The organism is Sporomusa termitida, assembly GCF_007641255.1.
GTDB lineage: Bacteria > Bacillota > Negativicutes > Sporomusales > Sporomusaceae > Sporomusa > Sporomusa termitida.
Genome location: NZ_CP036259.1, coordinates 3,834,785 through 3,852,782, shown reverse-complemented (window position 1 = coordinate 3,852,782; position 17,998 = coordinate 3,834,785). Strand labels below are relative to the sequence as shown.

General features: G+C 51.5%; 20 protein-coding genes and 1 pseudogene. 9 read left to right on the top strand and 12 right to left on the bottom strand.

Going from position 1 to position 17,998, the window contains the following annotated elements; translation table 11 throughout:
• Positions 1 to 77: 77 nt before the first annotated feature.
• From hsp18 to SPTER_RS18075, 4 genes are all read right to left on the bottom strand, one after another.
• Positions 78 to 527 carry a heat shock protein Hsp18 gene (gene hsp18 / locus SPTER_RS18090; RefSeq protein WP_144351664.1) on the bottom strand — a complete coding sequence of 150 codons (450 nt, stop codon included), beginning with the start codon at positions 525 to 527 and terminating at the stop codon, positions 78 to 80.
• Between the two features lie 258 nt (positions 528 to 785).
• The gene (locus SPTER_RS18085) at positions 786 to 2,435 is read right to left on the bottom strand and encodes a PAS domain S-box protein (protein WP_144351663.1); all 1,650 of its coding nucleotides are present in this window, start codon (positions 2,433 to 2,435) and stop codon (positions 786 to 788) included.
• A gap of 3 nt (positions 2,436 to 2,438) precedes the next feature.
• Positions 2,439 to 3,005 carry a V4R domain-containing protein gene (locus tag SPTER_RS18080; RefSeq protein ID WP_144351662.1) on the bottom strand — a complete coding sequence of 189 codons (567 nt, stop codon included), beginning with the start codon at positions 3,003 to 3,005 and terminating at the stop codon, positions 2,439 to 2,441.
• Between the two features lie 279 nt (positions 3,006 to 3,284).
• The gene (locus SPTER_RS18075) at positions 3,285 to 3,587 is read right to left on the bottom strand and encodes a helix-turn-helix domain-containing protein (RefSeq protein WP_170233315.1); all 303 of its coding nucleotides are present in this window, start codon (positions 3,585 to 3,587) and stop codon (positions 3,285 to 3,287) included.
• A gap of 135 nt (positions 3,588 to 3,722) precedes the next feature.
• On the opposite strand from SPTER_RS18075, the gene SPTER_RS18070 reads away from it, so the two are divergent.
• The 4 genes from SPTER_RS18070 to SPTER_RS18060 are packed head-to-tail and all read left to right on the top strand — an operon-like array spanning position 3,723 to position 5,457.
• Positions 3,723 to 3,944, top strand: a complete 222-nt coding sequence (locus SPTER_RS18070) for a helix-turn-helix domain-containing protein (RefSeq protein ID WP_144351660.1) — start codon at positions 3,723 to 3,725, stop codon at positions 3,942 to 3,944.
• A 29-nt stretch (positions 3,945 to 3,973) separates the two neighbouring features.
• Positions 3,974 to 4,285 (top strand): hypothetical protein, encoded by a 312-nt coding sequence (locus SPTER_RS18065; protein WP_211367318.1) that lies wholly within the window; start codon positions 3,974 to 3,976, stop codon positions 4,283 to 4,285.
• The gene (locus SPTER_RS24855; RefSeq protein ID WP_170233073.1) at positions 4,270 to 4,437 is read left to right on the top strand and encodes a hypothetical protein; all 168 of its coding nucleotides are present in this window, start codon (positions 4,270 to 4,272) and stop codon (positions 4,435 to 4,437) included. Before SPTER_RS18065 ends, SPTER_RS24855 begins: the two co-directional genes overlap by 16 nt.
• 24 nt (positions 4,438 to 4,461) lie before the next feature.
• Positions 4,462 to 5,457, top strand: coding sequence for a GGDEF domain-containing protein (locus SPTER_RS18060; RefSeq protein WP_144351659.1), 996 nt, complete (start codon positions 4,462 to 4,464; stop codon positions 5,455 to 5,457).
• A gap of 139 nt (positions 5,458 to 5,596) precedes the next feature.
• Here SPTER_RS18060 and SPTER_RS18055 read toward each other — a convergent pair whose 3' ends face one another.
• The 3 genes from SPTER_RS18055 to SPTER_RS18045 all read right to left on the bottom strand — a co-directional run bounded on the left by SPTER_RS18055 (position 5,597) and on the right by SPTER_RS18045 (position 9,719).
• The gene (locus tag SPTER_RS18055; RefSeq protein WP_144351658.1) at positions 5,597 to 6,595 is read right to left on the bottom strand and encodes a DnaJ C-terminal domain-containing protein; all 999 of its coding nucleotides are present in this window, start codon (positions 6,593 to 6,595) and stop codon (positions 5,597 to 5,599) included.
• Between the two features lie 34 nt (positions 6,596 to 6,629).
• Positions 6,630 to 8,480 carry a molecular chaperone DnaK gene (dnaK, locus tag SPTER_RS18050; RefSeq protein WP_144351657.1) on the bottom strand — a complete coding sequence of 617 codons (1,851 nt, stop codon included), beginning with the start codon at positions 8,478 to 8,480 and terminating at the stop codon, positions 6,630 to 6,632.
• A gap of 363 nt (positions 8,481 to 8,843) precedes the next feature.
• On the bottom strand, positions 8,844 to 9,719 hold the full coding sequence (locus SPTER_RS18045; protein ID WP_144351656.1) for a CoB--CoM heterodisulfide reductase iron-sulfur subunit B family protein: 876 nt from the start codon (positions 9,717 to 9,719) through the stop codon (positions 8,844 to 8,846).
• A 47-nt stretch (positions 9,720 to 9,766) separates the two neighbouring features.
• On the opposite strand from SPTER_RS18045, the gene SPTER_RS25445 reads away from it, so the two are divergent.
• Complete coding sequence (locus tag SPTER_RS25445; protein WP_246105347.1) at positions 9,767 to 9,982, top strand: hypothetical protein; 216 nt, start codon at positions 9,767 to 9,769, stop codon at positions 9,980 to 9,982.
• Between the two features lie 93 nt (positions 9,983 to 10,075).
• On the opposite strand, the pseudogene SPTER_RS25970 reads toward SPTER_RS25445, so the two are convergent.
• The 3 genes and pseudogenes from SPTER_RS25970 to SPTER_RS18035 form a co-directional block, all read right to left on the bottom strand.
• Positions 10,076 to 10,225 (bottom strand): annotated as a pseudogene (locus SPTER_RS25970) ((2Fe-2S)-binding protein); the annotation flags it as partial.
• A gap of 117 nt (positions 10,226 to 10,342) precedes the next feature.
• Positions 10,343 to 10,666 (bottom strand): 2Fe-2S iron-sulfur cluster-binding protein, encoded by a 324-nt coding sequence (locus tag SPTER_RS25120; RefSeq protein ID WP_246105638.1) that lies wholly within the window; start codon positions 10,664 to 10,666, stop codon positions 10,343 to 10,345.
• Positions 10,666 to 12,375, bottom strand: a complete 1,710-nt coding sequence (locus tag SPTER_RS18035; RefSeq protein ID WP_144351655.1) for an FAD-binding protein — start codon at positions 12,373 to 12,375, stop codon at positions 10,666 to 10,668. Before SPTER_RS18035 ends, SPTER_RS25120 begins: the two co-directional genes overlap by 1 nt.
• A gap of 200 nt (positions 12,376 to 12,575) precedes the next feature.
• Between SPTER_RS18035 and SPTER_RS18030 the strand changes: the two genes are divergently transcribed.
• The 3 genes from SPTER_RS18030 to SPTER_RS18020 all read left to right on the top strand — a co-directional run bounded on the left by SPTER_RS18030 (position 12,576) and on the right by SPTER_RS18020 (position 15,138).
• The gene (locus SPTER_RS18030; protein ID WP_144351654.1) at positions 12,576 to 13,478 is read left to right on the top strand and encodes a LysR family transcriptional regulator; all 903 of its coding nucleotides are present in this window, start codon (positions 12,576 to 12,578) and stop codon (positions 13,476 to 13,478) included.
• Positions 13,479 to 13,561: 83 nt separating this feature from the next.
• Entirely contained in the window at positions 13,562 to 14,323 is a 762-nt protein-coding gene (locus SPTER_RS18025; protein ID WP_144351653.1) for a DUF3794 domain-containing protein, read from the top strand.
• 242 nt (positions 14,324 to 14,565) lie between these two features.
• Entirely contained in the window at positions 14,566 to 15,138 is a 573-nt protein-coding gene (locus tag SPTER_RS18020) for a CBO0543 family protein (protein ID WP_144351652.1), read from the top strand.
• 54 nt (positions 15,139 to 15,192) lie between these two features.
• On the opposite strand, the gene SPTER_RS18015 is transcribed toward SPTER_RS18020, so the two are convergent.
• Positions 15,193 to 15,540, bottom strand: a complete 348-nt coding sequence (locus SPTER_RS18015) for a hypothetical protein (protein ID WP_170233314.1) — start codon at positions 15,538 to 15,540, stop codon at positions 15,193 to 15,195.
• A gap of 46 nt (positions 15,541 to 15,586) precedes the next feature.
• Here SPTER_RS18015 and SPTER_RS18010 point away from each other — a divergent pair, with 46 nt between their 5' ends.
• Positions 15,587 to 16,672, top strand: a complete 1,086-nt coding sequence (locus SPTER_RS18010; RefSeq protein WP_144351650.1) for an MBL fold metallo-hydrolase — start codon at positions 15,587 to 15,589, stop codon at positions 16,670 to 16,672.
• Here the strand turns inward: SPTER_RS18010 and SPTER_RS18005 are convergent.
• Positions 16,656 to 17,867 (bottom strand): DUF401 family protein, encoded by a 1,212-nt coding sequence (locus tag SPTER_RS18005; RefSeq protein WP_144351649.1) that lies wholly within the window; start codon positions 17,865 to 17,867, stop codon positions 16,656 to 16,658. The two genes, SPTER_RS18010 and SPTER_RS18005, sit on opposite strands and share 17 nt — an antisense overlap.
• Between the last annotated feature and the right edge of the window lie 131 nt (positions 17,868 to 17,998).

Sequence of the window (17,998 nt, the reverse complement as noted above, 5' to 3'; positions counted from 1 at the left end):
TGTTGCCAACTGGCAACGGCAGGGGCTAAAATCGCGGCCGATATATCCTTAGCAGATGGGGTTGCTGCCCGGTGCTGTTATTTAATCTCAATCCGGCTGGGTTGGCCGGCTTTTTTCGTTTCTTTCGGCAAAGTTGTTTTCAGCACCCCGTTGTCAAAGGCCGCTTCAATGCCGTCCTGCCGGACATTATCGATGAAAAATGCCCGCCGGAATTCACCGTATTTGCGCTCCCGCCGGACGTAAGAGCCGGTTTTATTTTCAACAACATCCTCCCGTTTGGCAGCGATGGTCAGATAATTATTGGCATAATCGACCTCAATGGACTCTTTGTTGATGCCCGGTAAGTCGGCGTCAATGAGATAGGCATCCTCCGTTTCGGTGAGGTCCACCTGGAAGGACTGCCCGCCGTTGTGAGTCAGGGGGGCAAAAAAGTCTTCATTAAAGAAGTTCTCGACCAGTTGATTAAAGTAATCACCACGCTTTACCAGATTGTTGCTGTTTTTGCGGAACGGTACCAGATCAAACATAATCTCAACCTCCAATAATGTAATGTATTTGGCCTGCAGTTTAGCAGGTTTTCTTATACATATGATAGCATAAAGTCAGCAAAAGTCAAAAAGTAATATAAGATCAAATATTGTTAATTTGCTAAAATACAGCGAAATATTTTACATTATCTGGGCAAATCATAAAATTGCACTGTCTTACTTGCTGTTACAGGGTAAGTCCCCAGCGGGAATTATTGGCTGCAGGGAGGAAGCCGTTACAGTGGCCAACAGGCCGGCTTAGTATTGCGTATGAACAGCAGCAGGCTCTTGCGTTGGCTGAGTAAGCCTGTGTAATTGCAGGGCCGTTGCCAAAGTCAGCCTGGTTTCATGGCAATCCAGCGAAAGCTCCAGGATTTGTTCAATCCGTTGCTTGCGCAGCTGGATGGTCTTATGATGCAGATACATCTGTCCGCCTATTTCTTTAAAACTCAGCCCGGACAGGAGTTTTTCCAGGGTTTCGACAAGATGGGTGCCTGCGGCTTTATCATGGGCAATAAGCGGGCCAATCAATCTTTTTATATAGTTATGCGCGTCATCTGTTCTGGCAAACGGGGCTAAAACCTGATAAATACCACAATCGTCATAGTGGTAAATCTGCTGGCCGGGCCAGATGCGGGTTCCAATCGCCGCCGCTGTCGCCGCATTATGCAGGCGGCTTGCAAACAGGCTTAAGCCGGCGGCATAGTTAGCAAGCCCAATGACAATCTGCAGGTCGGGAAAATACAGAGATATCTCTTTGCTATATTCCCGGGCTGTTTCCAATTCGGCTGTTTTACGGTCAGTTGTTTTCGGAACCGGGACAATAACAGCAATACCGCTGGTTGTTTCCCAGGCAATTGTGCTTTCCTTCCGGCTGAGGAAGTCAACAAGTGCGTCAATAATCTGCTGTTTGCGGTGTAAGTTATGCTCATCAGCCACTAGTGTATCCAGGCTGGTTATAGTCAACACCAAGCAAGAAAAATTTTGCGGGATATAAATTTTATTTTGCCTGGCTATATGCAGCATCTCCAGCTCACTGCCACTTTTGGCAAGGGTCAGCTGATTGAAAAACTCAGCTTTTTTTCTTCGTTCATAGGCCTGGCGTACAAGGCTCTCGTTTCTTTTGCGTTCACTAATATCCCTGGTTACGCCCAGATAACCAACAAAGTCACCTTCATTATTGCTGGCAATACTCACCAGCGATTCTGTCCAAATGATTTTCTCATTGTGGCGAACCTGTTCGCTCTCAATGATCAATGGTTTTTTGGCGGCAGCTTCATTGGCAAAGGCAATACTGGCTTCGTGAAAAATTGCCTGCAAGCATGGCATCGGTGTTTCGACTGCTGTTTTGCCGGTAAACTTTTCCGGTGCATAGCCTGTTAATTTTGTTATGGAAGGACTGATGTAACAGACTTTCATAGACTTGTCGAGCAGCCAGATTACATCATCGGTGTTTTCGGCAATCAGCCTGTATTTTCTTTCACTTTCAGCAATTGCCGCCTGGCTTTTTTCCAGCTCGGCAATGTAGCGCTGCTCATTTTCTGTTGCCTGCTGCAGCCGGATAATCATAGTATTGAAAGATAAAGAAAAGTCACCCATAAAATCAACACGTTGGCTGTAGTCGCCAGCAGCTACCATGCTGGTTTGCCAGGTCAAATGCCTGAGATTGGCCTGCAAGGCTTTTAGGGCTCCCGGGAAGTAGCCGCGCAACCCCAGGGTCTGGGATAAATCCCCATTCGATAATGTGTTGGCAAATTCGCAGATTGCTGTAAGATCATTAACTAATTGTCCCAGGAGCGGTGATTTATCCGCGTATTCCGCAAGTCCCGGCGGCAGCCCTTTTTTCTTAATCAGACTATGGATGAGCTTTATTATTTCATCCAGTTCGGCTTTTAACTCCGGGTTCAATGATTAGACCTCCCTGCGATCTGCCGGTTGGCCGGCAAGTTTGTTAGCGGCGGCAACTTCAGCCACAAACCGGCAGGTCCGGTCACCGGTGCACCAGCAATCGACCTCTTTGACGGTATATTCCCGGCCGGTATAGCTTGCAAAAATGCCGGCAATGAAGCCCTCATCATACACGCATATCTCATAATCCAGTTCAGGCAAGCCGGCGCAGTCCAGATCTTCGGCAATGCTGAGCACATATCTGCCCCGGGCGTGATCGGCTGCTTCTATCCGCAGGATCCCAATCCCCTTTTCAGCCAGGGTGGATTGGAATGTTTTGATAAAATCACTGAAATCATTAAATGCTGCCGCTGCTTTCATTACGTTCTGATAAAACTGTTTGCCTGCCAGCAGGCCGGCCTGATAAAACAGCTTGTCTGCCGCTTCTGTACCATATGTTTGTTCGAGGACATCCCGGAAGCTAAACTGCATCAAGCGGTAAATTTCCGTCCGGACCATTGGTCCGAGGTTTGGCCTGCCTTCGGCAATATCTCCCAAAAGATCCCAGTTGAATTTATATCGTTGCGTCATTATGGATACCTCCCTGCTTATTCCTCCAATACTGGAACATTGTTACATTAGACATTTTTCCTGTTTATCCTTCAAGCGTTTGCCGCCAAAACAAAGCTCACTATCCCTGCGGGATAGTGAGCTTTGTTTATTTGCTTAATTTGTTGTATGCCTGAGAGATTGAACGGGTTTGCCGGCACTGTCATAATGGAGGTAAGCCTGTTCCCTGCTTGGCATATCCGGTCTGTTTCTGGCGGGAACCGCAGGTTTGGCGCTTTTCGCAAGCAGCCTATAAGCCGACTATTGCTGCATTGCTTCCAAAAATCTCTGTAAGGCTTGCTTTTGCCTGGGGGTCAGTGTCTGGATAATCGGCAGCAGAGCTCTTATATCAGGCGTGATGTCAGGCGTGCCGTCGGCAAAAAATTCCGCGAGAGAGAACCCTAACGCACTGATAATCCGCTCCAGTGTATCGAAAGCCGGTTGCTGGTGGCCACTTTCAATACGGCTCAAATTCGCTTGGGAAACTTCGCATTTCTGGGCTAAATGATTCATGCTGATGTTTTGGCATTCCCGGGCTTCTTTGATTTTCTGCCCTATTTTCATAAGCATGCTCCTTTGTTATATGGATTCGTATAGCTAGTGTAACACAAGCAAATTCAAGATTTATATACTTATAAGTATTGACATTAATCCCAAAAAGTATAAGAATATGATTAAGTTTGTATCGGAGGTGAGGAAATGACTAACCTCGGCAAGCAATTGGCTCGATTGCGAGCAAGTAAAGGCCTGTCTCAGAACAAACTGGCAATTATCTCAAAAGTACCGCAATCGGCTATCAGTGAAATTGAAGCAGGCAAGCGCAAGAATCCGGGAATTTTTTATCTGCAGCAGCTGGCGGCTGCTCTGGGGGTCACGCTGGTGGAACTGACGGAATTTGATTACCGGCAACATAACCGGTAACAGGAATACTAGCCGAAAGGAGGAGGCTTATGGCACAGGAAACCGAAGTTCATGTGGCCCGGCAGCCTATATTTGATAATAAGCTGAATGTTTTTGGCTACGAACTGTTGTTTCGCAGCCATTTTATCAACAGCTATGACCGTGCCGACGGTGATCATGCCACGCATGATGTCATTGCCAACAGCTTTTTGCTATTTGGCCTGGAAACACTGACAAGCGGTAAAAAAGCATTTATTAATTTTACCGCTAATTCATTAAAAAAAAATTTCCGCAATGCTGCCCCGAAAATTCGTAGCTGTAGAGATTCTGGAAGATATTATCCCGGATGCGGCCATTATTAATGCTGTATAAGCTGATCAGGACTTATGAGCAAGGCGAATGGCAGGCTTATGCCGGGTGTGTGGCTGAGCTGGGAATCAATGAGCAGGATGTGGCCAAATCTTATCGTGAATCCTTATTATGGGCCCATGACCAGGTTGTGGCCAATTATTAACTCAGGGTTGCGAGGTAAGACAAAATGAGAGAGGATAATTTGCTTATTGCTGGTTTTATAGCTTTTGGCAGCGCAATTATGAGCCTCTACAACGGCTTTCGCGGGTATCAGGCCAGCCGTACCCGTAAGCTGAGCCGCCTGTTGCTGCTGGTATATGGAATAGTATGTGTATTGGTTTTGGCGGTTGCTGCTGCCCTGATAAGGAATGTCCCGGCTTATTGGCGATTTCTTGCCGCCTGCAGCTGGTGTGTCTTCTGCAGCGTGTTCTGGCAATTTCTCCTTTATAGTGCGGACCGCTGTGACCGGGCCAGGGGGCGAAATACGCAGTTAGGGGTAATCCCGGCGGAAATAGAGCGTAAGCTCGCGGAGCTAGAGGCGTGTAATGCGGACCTGCAGCAGGAAATCAGAGACAGCAGGGCTGCCGCCGCCCTGGTCCAATATCATGCCAATTATGACTATCTTACCGGTTTGCCTAACCGCCGCCGGTGTTACGAGCAGATCGCCGCGGCGCTCGCCGGGGACCGGGATAACAGGACCTTGGCGGTGCTGTTTCTTGATTTGGATGATTTTAAACTGCTCAATGACAATTTAGGCCACGCCTGCGGCGATTCGGCATTGAAGCAGGTGGTTGAGCGGATTAAGACTGTTCTGGGTCCCGGGGCGATGCTGGCCAGAATTGGCGGCGATGAATTTCTTGTGCTTCTGCAGGGCGGCAGCGGGCAGGAAGTGGCGGCGGCGGCCGCCACAACAGCAGCTTCTATCAGGCAGGTGTTTATGTATCCTTTTTGCTTGGATAACTGCGAATTTTTTTTGTCGGTAAGCACCGGGATTGCCCTTTGTCCGCAGCATGGTCTGGATGCAGACACGTTGATTAAAAATGCCGATATAGCTATGTACATGGCAAAAAATAATGGTAAGAACAAATACCGGTTTTATTCAGCGGCCCGGGAGCACGGCAGTGCTGCCGCCAGCGGGGGAGGGACTAATAACAGCCTCAACAGAAGGGAGTCAGGTTTATGAAAAATCATAATATGAAGCCGCCTGTGCCCTTGAGGGTAAAGATTTTTCTTAAGCTCATAGCCTTGAACTTTTATAAATTCTGATGGGGAAAAATGATGCAGCAGGCAGCATGAGGCTGCCTGCTGCATCGTCCGGACGGTTAATTCTCTGCTGCCGGCGCTTTTAGTTTCTGGATTTGCCGGTACAGCGCCAGTTCTTCGTCTGTCAGTCTGGCTGGAATATCAATGCGGATTTTGAGGAAAAGATCGCCATAGCGGCCAGGTCCCTGGGGCAGGCCTTTGCCTTTGAGGCGCAGCTGCTGGCCGGAGCGGACGCCTGGCTGTACCTTTACCTGCAACTGGCCGTGAGGGGTTGACACCGGTATTTTAGCACCGAGTACGGCCTGCTCGGGCAGCAGGGTCAGGTCCATGGTCAGATCCGCCTTGTTGGCCAACTGCCAGGAAGGGTGGGAGGCGGCTTTAATGTGGAGATAAAGGTCGCCGTCGGCACCGCCGCCATGGCCCTGACCGCCGAGGCCTTTGAGGCGCAGGCTGGCCCCGGGGTGCAGACCGGGCGGGATTTTGACTTTGACAGTCTTGCTCTCCTCGGTCATGCCCAGACCGCCGCAGGCCGGGCAGACGCCCCGGCTGGTGAACCGCTGGCCGGCGCAGGCAATGCAGGCATTAGGCGTGGTCAGATGCAGGTCTTTTTCCGCTCCGTTTAGTAATTCTTCAATCGACAGGCTGATTTCGGCCTCAATATCTTCGCCTTTGAAGCTCGCCGGCCGGCCTGTCTGCCGCCGCTGGGCAAAATCCTGACCAAATATGTTAGCGAAAAAATCGCTGAAGCCAAAGCCGCCCAGATCAAAATCGGCTGTGTTATGGGTACTGTAGGCAAAACCGGTGCCGGCCGGTTCAAAGTCCTGGCCAGTCTGCCAATTGCGGCCTAACTGATCGTATTTGCTCCGCTTCTCGGGATCACCCAGCACTTCATAAGCCTCATTGACGGCTTTGAATTTTTCTTCGGCAGCCTGTTTGGCATCCCCCTGGTGCAGGTCGGGGTGATGCTGACGGGCCAACTGGCGGTAAGCCTGCTTAATTTCTTTGTCAGATGCTGTCCGGGGTATGCCCAGAACCTCGTAATAGTCGATGTATTTCATCAGCATCGCCCTCCTTTACCGGGGCTGATTTATTTTACTCATATTCGGCGTCAATAATATTGTCGTCACCGGCCGGCGGTGGCTGGTTGGCGGCCGGGGGCTGATACTGGCTGGCCTGGGTATAGGCTTGTTCCAGTTCGGCCTTGGTCTGCTGCAGTTTATCGATGGCAGCATTTTGCTCGACCGCCGCTTTGGCCTGGGCCACCGCCTCGCTGAGCCGGCCGCTCAGATGAGCCGGCAGGGTGGCTGTATTTTTGTCCAGCAGGGTTTTGGCCTGATAACTGAGACTGTCCAGATCATTTTTTAGCTCCCCCTGGCGGCGGCGTTCTTTATCTTCAGCCGCATACTGCCTGGCATCGTCCACCATTTTGTCGACAGCCGCTTTGTCCAGATTGCTGGAGCCGGTAATGGTGACAGACTGCTCTTTGGTGCTGGCCTGGTCTTTGGCACTTACCGTCAGGATGCCATTGGCATCAATATCAAAGGTGACCTCAATCTGCGGCACACCTCTGGGAGCCGGCGGCAGGCCGCCAAGCTTAAACCGGCCCAGGGTCCGGTTGTCGGCCGACATCTCCCGTTCGCCCTGCAGCACGTGAATCTCCACCTCGGGCTGGTTGTCGTCAGCGGTGCTGAACACCTGACTGTGCCGGGTCGGAATGGTGGTGTTGCGGTCAATAATCCTGGTCATAATGCCGCCCATTGTTTCCACCCCCAGGGACAGCGGGGTTACGTCAAGCAAAACTACATCCTTGAGCTCACCGCTTAAGATACCGGCCTGAATAGCCGCGCCCACAGCCACGACCTCATCGGGGTTGACACTTTGATTGGGGGTTTTACCGGTTAGGGTTTTAACCAGGTTGTGGACCGCCGGTATGCGGGTGGAGCCGCCTACCAGAATAACCTCATCGACGGCGGCCGCCGTTAGCTTGGCATCAGCCAGCGCTTTTTCCACCGGCAGCCGGCAGCGTTCCACCAGGGCATGGGTCAGTTCATCAAATTTCGCCCGGCTGAGTTTGGTATCAAGGTGTTTGGGTCCGTTGGCATCGGCCGTGATGAACGGCAGATTAATCGAGGTTTCCGACACTGACGATAATTCAATTTTGGCTTTTTCGGCCGCTTCGGTTAACCGCTGCAGGGCCTGTTTGTCGGCCAGCAGGTCGATGCCGTGATCTTTTTTGAATTCGGCGGCCAGCCAGTCGACGATGACTTTATCGAAATCATCACCGCCCAGGTGGGTGTCGCCGTTGGTGGCTTTGACTTCAAAGACCCCGTCGCCCACTTCCAGGATGGAAACGTCAAAAGTGCCGCCGCCCAGATCGAAAACAAGAATAGTTTCGTTTTTCTTTTTATCAAGACCGTAAGCCAGGGCCGCGGCTGTGGGCTCGTTGATAATTCTCAGTACGTTGAGACCGGCCACCCGCCCGGCGTCTTTGGTAGCCTGCCGCTGGGCATCATTGAAATAGGCCGGGACGGTAATGACTGCTTCGGTGATTTTTTCACCCAGGTATTTACCGGCATCGTCTACTAGTTTGCGCAATACCAGCGCGGAAATTTCCTCCGGTGCGTAAGCCGTATCATCAACGACAAACTTTACCGCATTTTTGGCATCGGCGCTGATTTTATAAGGCACCAGCTTAGCCTCGGCCGAGATTTCATCATTGCGGCGGCCAATGAACCGTTTTACTGAGGCAAAGGTTTTAGCCGGATTGAGTACTGCCTGCCGTTTGGCCAGCTGGCCGACAAGACGCTCCTTATCCCGGAAGGATACGACGGAAGGCGTGGTCCGGCTGCCTTCTGCATTGGCAACGACTGTCGGCCGTCCTCCCTCCAGTACGGCAATAACCGAATTGGTTGTACCTAGATCAATACCCACTATTTTTGCCATAATTATACGCCTCCTGATTTGTTAATATTCATATGCACTGATTGCGGTTGGATATTCACTTTATGCAAATGTTTACAATTACATATTACCAGATAATTGTTATTGATTGGAGTTCCTAATTATCTGATTTAAGCTGATTTCCGGCTTTGTCAGGCAATTAAAGGCAATGGTGATCATAATGCGCATCCTGTATAACTATTTCTGACTTTTTGACTTTATTTGACCTATTGAAGTGAATTATGCATACTAAGCAAGCAAAAACGGCTGTAACGCCTAAGCAAAATCTCAGGTGTAAGCCGGCTCAATGCAAAAAACGGTCTGGACCCTGGCGCGGCTTCAGACCGTTTTCCTGTGGATTGTCGTTTAACTTTTTAACACTAGTTTTCCCTTTATGGCTTCGCGGCCGGCAATGTGCATATTCAACCCCAATTTTTCCGGGGCAAGTCCCAGCGCCAGTCCTACTAACTGGGCCAGATGCAATACCGGCATCTCCTGCCGGCAGCCCACCGCCGTCTGACCTTCCGGCTGATTCATGTCCAGCGACATCTGGCACAGCGGACAGGGGGTTACGATACAGTCCGCTCCGGCGTTGACCGCACTGTGATTGATTTCACCGGTAATGCGAATCAGGTCCTCGCTGGCCGTATAGGTAGCATGGAAGCCGCAGCAGTTCAGTCTGGCCTCATAGTCGGCAGGTACAGCACCGAGGGCGCGAATGAGGTTTTCCAGCGACTGGGGATTAGCATGGTCTTCAAAATCCATCAGGACCGGGGGGCGGAGGATATGGCAGCCGTAGTAGGCAGCCACTTTAAGACCGGTTAGGGGACGGTTAACCAACCGCTGCAGCCGGTCCAGGCCATAGTCGCTCAGCAGCACCCAGAGTAAATGGGTGATATCGCTGGTGCCCCGATAGGTAAGGCCGGCAGCAGCCAGGAGTCTGTTGACGGTTTCTTGCTGGCCGTTGTCGAGCTTGGCTTTGGCTTGGCGCAGCATTAAGGTGCAGGTATTGCACACCGTTAACAGCGGCAGTTCCATTTGCTCGGCTAAGGCGATATTACGGGCGTTAATGGCTGTTGCCGCCAGATCGTCCACGTCCTGCACATGGGACGCGCCGCAGCAGGTCCAGCCGGGGATTTCGCGAAGCTCAATCCCCAGTACTTTGGCCACAGCAGTAGTGGCCAGATAGTTTTCTTTGGCCGCTCCCTCCAGTACACAGCCCGGAAAAAATGCGTATTTCATTATTGCTCACTCTCCCTTGCTGCGTTGAGGATGGCCTTAAGCTGCGCATGGCCTTTGACCTTGTGCGGGAACTGGAAAGGATTGAGTTTGCCGCGGCGCAGCAGGCGGAGGGCCAACGGGAATTTGGCCATGGAGCCTCGCAGGCCGACACTGCGTACCGACAATTTAGTTTCATTCAGGCGGCCGGTAGCCTCAATGTCCTGCAGGAAGGCCAGGGCATGGCGGGCGCCGGGATTATCGGTATAACCCAGCTTGATGGATAACCGGCGCAGCCGGGCAATATCTTCGCCGGGAGCTAACCCTTTGGGACATTTTGTGCTGCATTCGACGCAGTGCAGACAGCGCCAGAGGCCTTTATCAACAACCGCCTTAACACGTTCGGCTGCCGACTTGTCCCGGGTATCGGCAACAAATTTCCATACTTTAGAATAGGTAAAAGGCTCGAGGAAATCCTTGTTGTTCGCACTGAGCTTGGAACATTCGGAGGCACAGGCACCGCAGAGAATACAGCCGGCCTGGGTGTTGATTTTCTTAAAGTCGGCCGCGTTTTGACGACAGCCTTCCCGGGCGTTGAATTCGTCTTTGGGGTTCAGCCAGGTGTTGGCGGCCAGTAACCGCTCGGCCTAGGGCTCCCAGTTAACGACAAGGTCGCGAATAACCTGGAAGTTTTGGATTGGCCCGATGGTCAGCGTATCACCGCAGCGGCCCAGGATACCGTCAAGCGGGGTTTCACAGGCCAGCAAGGCCTGGCCATTGACACGAACGGCGCAGGCACCGCAGACCGCTGTCCGGCAGGCGGCGGTGAAAGCAAGGGTGGGATCAATGGTTTCCTTGATGGTGATCAGGCCCCAGAGAATGGTTTTGCCAGGCTGATGGGGGAAGGTATATTCCTGGATGAAATTTTTTGCTCCGTCAAAGCGTTCAATTTTATAGGTTATCTGGCGCATCAATATTTCCTTTCTGCCGGCGGGTAGTTGGTGATGACAACTGGCCGGTAAGATATATTGTACGACTGGCCTGCCCGGGACACGAGGGTGTGTTTCAGGAAGTTGGCATCATCACGGCCGGGGAAATCGGCCCGGCAATGGCTGCCCCGGCTCTCCTGACGGTTCAGGGCGCCAAGGACGACTGTTTTGGCCACGGTAAGCATGCTGCCGAGTTCGATGTAGCTGACAAAGGCCGTATTGTAGAGCTTGTTTTGGTCAGGCACCATCACGGCCTGGTACTCCTGCAGCAAGCTGTCAACGACTGTGAGGGCAGCCTGCATTTCCTCGCCACTGCGAAATACGCCGACCTTATTCCACATGACTTCCGCCAGCCGGTCGCGGATCGAGGCGGTAGTAACGCCTGTTTTTCTGGCGGTAACCGAGTCATACCTGACCTCCCAGGCCCGGGCGGCCTGGCCAACCGGAGCCTGATTGACGGCTTGCCGCTGCCGGGCGCAAGCGGCCGCGCCCTGACCGGCAAACTGGCCAAAGGCAACAATGTCGGCCAGCGAGTTGCCGCCAAGGCGGTTAGCGCCGTGGACTGAGATACAGGCCGCCTCGCCGGCGGCAAAAATGCCTTCAACCGCGGTCGCACAGGTGCGGTAGTCAATGACATCAATGCCGCCCATCGAATAATGGCAGCTGGGGCGGATCGGGATTGGTTGTTCAATCGGATCTACCTGTTCAAAGGTGATTGCCAGCTCGCGAATCTGGGGCAGACGCTCCAGGATTTTATCCCGGCCCAAATGACGCAGATCCAGTTGCACGTAGGCGCTCAGGCCTTCACCAAAGCCGCGTCCCTCTTTAATCTCGGTCTCAATGGCCTGGGAGACAAGGTCACGGGTGGCAAGCTCCATCTTTGCCGGCGCATAACGGGCCATAAAGCGTTCACCCTGGTTGTTTAGCAGATAACCGCCTTCCCCGCGGGAGGCTTCTGACATCAGGATGCCGGTGCCGGCGAGGCCGGTAGGGTGGAACTGAATAAACTCAGGGTCTTTGACCGGGATGCCGGCCTCAAAGCAAGCGGCAATACCGTCGCCGGTCGAGGTAAATGGATTGGTGGTACGGAGCCAGTACATGCGGCCGGCGCCGCCGGTGGCGACAATAATCGCTTTGGCCGCAATGGGAACAATCCGGCCGCCTTTTAAATCATAAGCGACTACCCCGCATAGCCGGCCCTGGTCGGTAACAATTTGCAGCAGGTACCATTCTGCCAGCATGGTTACGCCATGCTGCAGGCACTGCTCATACAGGGTGTGCAAAATAACATGGCCGGTTACGTCGGCTGAGAAACAGGTCCGGGGTGAGGATGCGCCACCGAAGTTGCGCTGAGCAATCCGGCCCTGGCCGTCCCGGGAGAAGGGGACGCCCAGGTAATCCAGTTCCCGGATGGCGGCAGGCATGCTGCTGATAAAGTATTCAATGGCATCCTGGTCGCCGAGATAGTCGCTGCCTTTTACGGTATCAAAAATATGTTTTTCAATAGAATCATTAGGATCGGCATTCTGCAAAGAACCGTTGATGCCGCCCTGGGCACAGCCGGTGGCTGAGCGGGTGGGGAACATTTTAGTCATCAGACCGACCGCGAGGCCCTGTTGCCGGCCTGCTTCCAGGGCCGCCCGCATGCCCGCGCCGCCGCTGCCGATAACGAGTACGTCAAAGTTAAGCATAGTTCACCTCGATGATAGTATTATATATAACGCAACCTATATGCAGCCGGCCATGTTAGCTTTGCCAGTATGCCTTTTATCAAGGACAATCAGGTTCACGACAGAGATTATCTATACTTTAGCACCGGTACATAAGTAATTAAAATATCGATATTCTATGGTACAATAGGTAGTGACTATTAAAAATGGAGGAATCATACGTGGAATTGCGTCAACTTGAATATTTTGAGGCTGTTAGCAGGCTGCAGAACTTTACCAGGGCGGCCGAAGAGCTGCATGTGGCCCAGCCATCAATTACTAACGCTATTCAGAAGCTGGAAGAAGAACTGGGGGTATTCCTGTTTGACCGCAGTCAGAAAAAGATTGCTATCACTGCTGAGGGGCAAGCCTTTCAGATTAGAATCAAAAAAATTTTGTTTGATGTCCGTCAAGCTGTCCATGAAATGGAGGATTTTCGCAAGCTGAACCGGGGGAGTATTAAATTTGCGGCTCCGCCAATGATTGGGGCCTATCTTTTCCCCAATATTTTCAACCTGTTTAAGAGTGCCTACCCCAATCTCGATTTAGCGGTGTATGAAGAAGGTTCTTTGGCGGCCCGGTCAATGCTGGAAAAAGAAGAATTGGATTTAGGCCTGATTATCCTGCCTAAGTCTTCAACCGTGCTCAATACTGTTCCTGTTACTCAGCAAGAGATCATGCTGTGTCTGGCGCCTGAGCATCGCCTGCATACTGCCAAGCCGGTTGCTTTCAGTCAATTGCAGGCCGAGCCTTTCATCCTGTTAAAAGAAGAATTCTATCACCGCCAGTTAATACTTGAAGAATGTGCGCGCCACGGTTTTACCCCCCGTATTGTGTTTTCTTCCAATCAGATCGAGACAATTAAGGCAATGGTCGCAAGTAATGCCGGCATTTCTTTTTTAATGAACATGGTGGTTCGTAACCAGCCTAATTTGGTTGGTGTGCCGCTGGCTGAGCCTTTGACAATCACGATCGGCCTTGCCTGGAAGAAGGGAAAATATCTGTCAAAAGCGGCCCAGGCTTTTATTGATTTTATTATTGCTTATACTAAGTCGCCCAGCTTCCGGGGACTGGAAAAACCATGAACAAATAGTATTACCGCAAACTGCTGTTGTCTTCTTCCGTCCTTTTGCATATATATGGTATAAGACGCGAAAGGAGGGTAACAATGACACACATAGAACCATGGGATCGGCCGCAATATTGTACTGCCGGCATCAGCGCCGGCTCGAAGTCTCTTGTCGTCCAGCAGGTATTGGGCGCACAGGATGTTCAAAAATCAATTGATGTGCATGTGGTGGTGCCGCGCCACAAACCTGCCATTGAGCAAATCGTTGATGTTTTTGTTAAAAGACTGCAAATTAACAGTGTTGATGTCATACACAATAAGGTTATTGTCAGAGGAAAATTCGAGGTTAAGGCCTTATATGTCGCCTGCCGGCCAAGGCAGCCGGTGCACGCCGTGGAAGTGTGGCCGATTCGTTTCACGGCCCACGCCGATATCCCGGGGGCCAGGCGGGGGATGGACGCCGATGCCGGCGTTTTCGTAGAGTTTGTGGATTATGATGTTGATAAGCACTGCCGTGCCTATTGGCACAAAAAAAAGGGTCATGACTATGATGATTGTGATGACTGGGATGATGACTGTGACTGCGATGATTATGATGATGACTGCGACGACTGGGATGATGACTGCGACTGCGATGACGGTCATCATAAGCACAAGAAGCATAAAAAACATAAGTGCAAGCCTGACTGTGGCTGCGATCACGATCATGACCATCATTGCAAACCGCACAAAAGACCGCGTCGCTGCACCCGGCGATTTGATGTCGCGGTTGTACTGCGGGTTACCGTCAAGGTAATGGCTGACCGTGAGGTTATGTTATATCAGGGAACCCAGGGGCTGCCGTATAAACCGAAAGGATAAATTGCAATAAGGCACTATGTGAGGCAGCCAAGGCCCAGATAGTGCTTTTTTTTTGCCATTAAGCAAGCGGAGCTTTAATTTTTTAAGTTAGGGTACGATATCTTACGGGCGTTATGCACCGTCAAAACAGCCAGGAGGTATGACGGGCGGGGGATTTTTCTGCGGAGATTGCCCGCAGGCTGCCTGAATAATTCCCGCCTACAGCAGGTTATATTATGTCTATAACCTTGAGGAGGAATGGCATGTCTGGTGTGCCCACAAATGAGCAATTAACGCAGTTAACCCAGGCTCTAACCCAGGCCCGGATTGAATACTGGCTGGCATATAATCTGTTTACCTGGCAATGGTGGTTTCTTTTAGCCTTGCTTATTGTGCCGTGGATCATCTTCTATTACACGGCTGACCGGAGAAAACTGCCGGAGCTGTGGTTATTCGGGCTATTCATGCACTTAATCATTATGAGGCTGGATACCATCGGCTTTGAAACCGGATTCTGGACATATCCCTACAAGCTGCTGCCATTTTCTTCCTTTGTTGCGTTTATTGACTCCAGCCCGCTGCCGGTGATCTATATGCTGGAATATCAGTATTTTCCAGGCTGGCGGGGATTTATCAGCATCAGCGTACTGACAGCTGGCGTATTTGCTTTTGTTTGTGAGCCTGTACTGGAGGCAATGGGGGTATATATGCCGCTGAACTGGCAGCACAGCTATGGTTTTCCCATCTATATCCTTATGCCTTGTGTGATGAAGGCCGTTGTGGAAAAAATCTACTCTGCGGCCAGGAAAGCGAATTCGTTAAGCAATAAGCGATAGCAACAAACAACCGGCCTCTCCGAAGCGGAGGCCGGTTGTTTGTTGCCACACTGTTTACCGGACAAGTACACTAATTTTGGTAACAAGATCCTGGAAGCTGGTACCGTCAAGGGTAAAGTTTTCGGCGAAAGCCTGCGGGGATGGGTAGTGCTGTTCTGTAGCGGCAGCATTATATTGCATGACTGACAATATATGATCGTAATAAGTAACAACATATTTTTGCCCGTTATAGGCAAAGATTATTTCTTCATAGGTGTTGATATCTTCATAAAAATCCTCGATGGTTCTGTATTTGTCAGGCAAAGCCTGCTGGGCGCCGGTTTTTAATTTAATGACAACCACGGTAACCGCCTCCTGTCCATTTTTCTTTATTATATCATAGCTATTACGAACAATATCCATGCTATAGTATAATCAAATCAAACTTTGGTCAGGAGGAGGGTGAGTTATGATATTCAGGCAGTTAAACCCGCAGGCCTGCCGTACGTACCTTATCGGCAGCAAAAACGATCCGCGGGTTATTATCGTCGATCCGGTAATTGACCATTTTAGTGATTACCTGGCTTTATTAAAAGGGGAAGGATTAAGCCTTACCCATGTTATTGACACTCACAGCCATGCCGACCATATCTCTGCCGGTTCGGCATTACGGGATGCAACCGGCTGCGAATATGTGATGCATGCAGCGGCGCCGCCGCAGTGTGTCAGTGCCCGCGTGCAGGATGGCGATATCCTCAGGTGCAATACCCTGGAGATTACCGTTCTGCATACACCTGGTCATACCCCTGATTCGATTAGCTTGCTGATTGGGGACAAGCTGCTGACCGGAGATTTTCTGTTTCTTGACGATGCCGGCGCCGGCCGGGACGATCTGCCGGGCGGCAGCCCGGGCGACCACTGGGAGAGTCTGAACAAACTCCGGGCTTTACCGGCTGAACTGGTCGTTTATCCGGCCCATGAATACAGGAACAGACAGCCGTCAACCCTTGGCAGGCAGCGGCAGAGCAATCCCCATCTGCAGCAACGCAGCAAAGAAGAATTTATTAAATATCTGGACGACCTGCAGCCGGACCCTGCCGATTGGATGCGTGATGTGCTTACGGCTAATTACGCCTGTGCCCAAGATCCGCAGGCGGCCTGGATTCCTGTTGATACGCCGGCCTGTGCGCTCAGGGGTACTATGGCTGCCGGTGTAAATGAGATTAAAGTCCGGTATATCGAAGCGCAGGAAGTAAGCCGCTGGCTGCAGACCGATACAACCGATGTAGTGCTGATTGATGTGCGGGAAAAGGAGGAACTGACCGGCCCGCTTGGGCAGCTGGCCGGGATACTCCATATCCCGATCGGCCGGCTGGCAGGCAGTCTGGCCGGGCTGCAAGCACATAAATTTAAAAAGATTGTGGTTGTATGCCGGTCTGACGCCAGGGCGACTACCGGTGCTCAAATCTTAACCAAGGCCGGTTTTGACAGGGTCTATGTTCTTAAGGGCGGGATGCTGGCCTGGAAACAACAAACAGCTAGTGGAAGGTTGTGACAACACAGACCGCAATAATCATAATGAGTTCTAAACAGGCCACCGGGCGCAGCGTTTTCAGGAAATCGGCTTTAAAATAATCCAGTGTCACCAATAGGCAGAGGTGGGCCGGGGACAGCATCTGTCCGGCCGTACCCAGGGCAAAACAGACCATCGCCAGCGTGATATCACCGGGTGACAAAACCGCGATGAAAGGAAAGGTTATAGCAACAAAGCCCTGGGAGGTACCTGTTAAAATCCCGGCAATAAAAGCAATTGCCCCAACAACGACAGCATTGGAGATTGCCAGGTTGTTGAGCAGTACGGCAATATCCTCAATGGCGCCGGTTTGCCGCAGGATGTTTTGAAAGAAAAGAATCGCCACAATGCCCCACAGCAGTTTGCGGTCCAGGGCATGAGCCAGCATAGCCCGGATACCGGTCAGGTTCTGCCGTAACAGCAGGACCATAGCGGCAACGACAAGGGCCATAGAAACGGCAGCGGCCAGTTTGAGGAAAACGACCAGCATAAAGTTCACAATGATAGGGCCTGCTGCCAGTGTAACATAATAATACCCGCGGTCTGCAGCCTGGCTGGTATTGACAGGTGCTGCTGGTGCCGGCTGTTTTTTCAGCATTGTCAGGAAAAACAGCCAGCCGATCACGGTCGCCAGGACTGTCAGCCAGGCCATATTGGCGATCAGGGCACTGAGCGGAATATTGGAAAGCTGGCTGGCAAGCAGCATACCGGTAAAAATCGGGTTGGTATATTCCCAGATATGGCGGAACCAATAGTTAATTGCTGTTTTCGTCTCCGGGGTCAGCTGATAGGGCTTGCTGGCGCTTTCCACTAAGGGCGCCGAGAAAATTGCCCCGCCCAGGGAGGGTAAAAAGCCGAGAAAAGCAGGCATTAATGCCAGCAGGATACGCTCACTGCGCAAGGCCCGGCGGGCGGTGGTCATTAAGCCGTCGATAATGCCGCCGGTACGCAGCTGATATTCAAGGCACATGACGAAATACAAGGCGAGCACGATCTCCCAGGTGCTGTGACTCTGCACGGTATTTATTACTGCCGTCTGGGCATGCAGCAGGTTACCGCCGGAGAGGAGCCATAAGACAGTGGTCCCGGCCAGCATTGCGTTGCCCATTTTTACTTTACGGTTCAGCAGGAAGACAATCAGGGCAAGGGTGACAAGAATTTTTAGGATGGCAAGCATATGACAACAGCTCCTGACAAAGAATAGATTATTGCTATATTCCAGCCGGAAAGAGCGCTACCTGCTGCCAGGTAGCGGTATCAGCTTCAGGCGTAACAGTGAACGGGATATCCGGCCGTTAGCGGCGGCGA